The organism is Candidatus Regiella insecticola LSR1 (assembly GCF_000143625.1).
Taxonomy (GTDB): domain Bacteria; phylum Pseudomonadota; class Gammaproteobacteria; order Enterobacterales; family Enterobacteriaceae; genus Regiella; species Regiella insecticola.
Genome location: NZ_GL379667.1, coordinates 1 through 2452, shown reverse-complemented (window position 1 = coordinate 2452; position 2452 = coordinate 1). Strand labels below are relative to the sequence as shown.

Here is a 2452-nt window from a genome sequence, read left to right as displayed (position 1 = left end):
CCATGGGCTTTTTGTAACAAGTCTATTGATGATAGACTTCGCGCCTTATCAAATAACGAAAAGTTGCCATGAAGTTTATCATTAAATTGTCGCCAGAAATAACTATCAAAAGCCAGTCTGTGCGATTACGTTTTATTAAAATCCTTTCCACTAATATTCGCAACATACTGAAGCCCTGTTGTGATTCATTGGCGGTGGTTCGTCATTGGGATTATATTGAGGTGCGGACAAAAAATAGTGCGCAGGCTCCCCAAATTTGTGATGCGCTGACACGTCTCCCCGGGATCCACCATATTCTTGAAGTTGAGGAGCATAGTTACAAGGATATGCAGGATATTTCTGCGCAGACGCTGGCTTGTTACCATGATCTATTGGTCGATAAAACCTTTTGTGTACGGGTTAAACGCCGTGGCCAGCATTCGTTTTCTTCCCTCGAGGTCGAGCGATATGTTGGTGCTAGATTAAATCAACAGATTAAAAATACCAAAGTCGATCTAACCTGTCCTCAGGTCACTGTACGTTTAACCATCGATGAAGATCAACTCGGGTTGATCCAAGATCGTCACCAAGGGTTGGGTGGTTTACCGATTGGTACGCAAGAAGACGTATTATCATTGATTTCCGGTGGTTTTGATTCTGGCGTATCCAGTTATATGCTGATGCGCCGAGGCTGTCGAGTCCATTTTTGTTTTTTTAACCTCGGAGGAGTGGCGCATGAACTGGGGGTTAAACAGGTAGCTTACCATCTGTGGCATCGCTTTAGCCGTTGTCATCGCGTGCGTTTTGTGAGTATTGATTTTGCCGAAGTTGTGGCTGAAATTTTAACCAAGGTGAGCGATAGCCAAAGGGGGGTGGTGCTAAAACGGATGATGATACGTGCGGCGACTAAAATCGCGGAGCGTTATAAAGTACAGGCTATCGTTACCGGCGAGGCGTTAGGGCAGGTTTCCAGCCAGACGCTGACCAATTTGCACGTCATCGATAATGTTTCCGATACGCTGATTTTACGTCCGTTAATCGCGCATGATAAAGAACAGATTATCCGATTGGCGCGTGAAATTGGTACTGAAGAATTTGCTAAAACGATGCCAGAGTATTGTGGTGTGATGTCCAAAAGCCCGACGGTAAAAGCGGTGAAAGCCGAAATTGAAGCGCAAGAGTCTCATTTTGATTTTTCTCTGCTCGATCGCGCCGTCAGTGAAGCTAAAAATAGCGATATCCGTGAAATCGCGCAGCAAGATCCCTCTTTATTACCGATTGAAACGGTCACTGAAATGACGGCAGGTGATGTCTTGTTAGATATTCGCGCGCCGGAAGAGCAAGAAGAAAAACCATTGGATTTAGATCCAGTCCACATTCTGCCCTTTTATAAACTCAGGAGCCAATTTAGCACGCTTGATCAGAGTAAAACTTATTTGTTGTATTGTGATCGGGGCATCATGAGCCGTTTACAAGCCCTTGATTTACGCGAACAGGGTTTTACCAATGTGAAAGTGTATCAAAAAGAAAAAAATGAGACGCCCGGTTAGCGACTCATTGTGCTCCGCGTGGTCAGAAGCGGAGCACTCGCTAGAATATGAAAATTAATAGTATTTTGAACAAACCCCATAGCCAGTGCGAGTGGGGCTGCTTGGGGTTTCAACTATGTGTCCGTTGCCTAAGTGAACACTTAGGCCATCGTCCCGAATCCAATAGTTATCGCTTTGCCAACCATGGCCATAATGGCTCATACTTCCCCATTCACTCCATAATTTACCGTTAGCGGCGCGAGTCGCGTTTCTTTTTTCCGTTTCTGTTGCATTGGTTATGTAAGACGCAAAGTCTAATTCAAAATCGTCGCCTCCATTGTCACAAATGGTGTGAGCTTGGCTATAGAGGACTTCTTCAAGACCACTATTGATCCACCATGCTTTTAACGTAAATGTATAAGATTGCATATTATTCTGTATGTCTCTATCTTTCGCCGTAATGCTAACAGTAGGAGAATATGAGTCGAGTGGACTCACCATTGTCACACGACCATTTTGATCTACCGAGACATTCTGATCAGACGAACTCCAATCATAGTCTTTATTATTAGCCTCTGTTCCATTGACCAGCAATTGAAAACGAGCCCCTTCAAACCCGGTTTTTGGGAAGCCTTTATCGACATCAAATTCAGCCCCATTGACCCGTACTTTTGTAAAAATCAATTGGGGTTTTAACGTGACGCGGGGCGATGGGATCCCGGCGACGGGTTTACCCGTGATCTGTAGCTCAATCGCCACCTCTTTGGCGGCACTGCCTTTCAAGGTAGCGGTGTAAATGCCACCGTCTTGCTCCGTCACTTTACTCAGTATGGTGTCAGCGGCGTCGTTTACCTTGAAGCTTACTGAGGGGTTTGTTATCGGCATCTTTAGCAGTAAAGGTCAAAATAGATTCATCATTGCCATCGGCAAGCATTTTCGGTTTG

2 protein-coding genes are annotated in these 2452 nt (G+C 45.0%); one reads left to right on the top strand and one right to left on the bottom strand.

The genetic code is table 11. From position 1 onward, the window contains the following. Positions 1–68: 68 nt before the first annotated feature. Positions 69–1529 (top strand): tRNA uracil 4-sulfurtransferase ThiI, encoded by a 1461-nt coding sequence (gene thiI, locus REG_RS09145; protein WP_006705375.1) that lies wholly within the window; start codon positions 69–71, stop codon positions 1527–1529. A gap of 54 nt (positions 1530–1583) precedes the next feature. Here the strand turns inward: thiI and REG_RS09140 are convergent, their stop codons facing one another. Continuing rightward, on the bottom strand, positions 1584–2327 hold the full coding sequence (locus REG_RS09140; protein ID WP_039908489.1) for an Ig-like domain-containing protein: 744 nt from the start codon (positions 2325–2327) through the stop codon (positions 1584–1586). Between the last annotated feature and the right edge of the window lie 125 nt (positions 2328–2452).

Bases quoted from the DNA above. Each gene is read 5' to 3' on its own strand.
- thiI (WP_006705375.1), top strand. From the start codon at position 69: ATGAAGTTTATCATTAAATTGTCGCCAGAAATAACTATCAAAAGCCAG.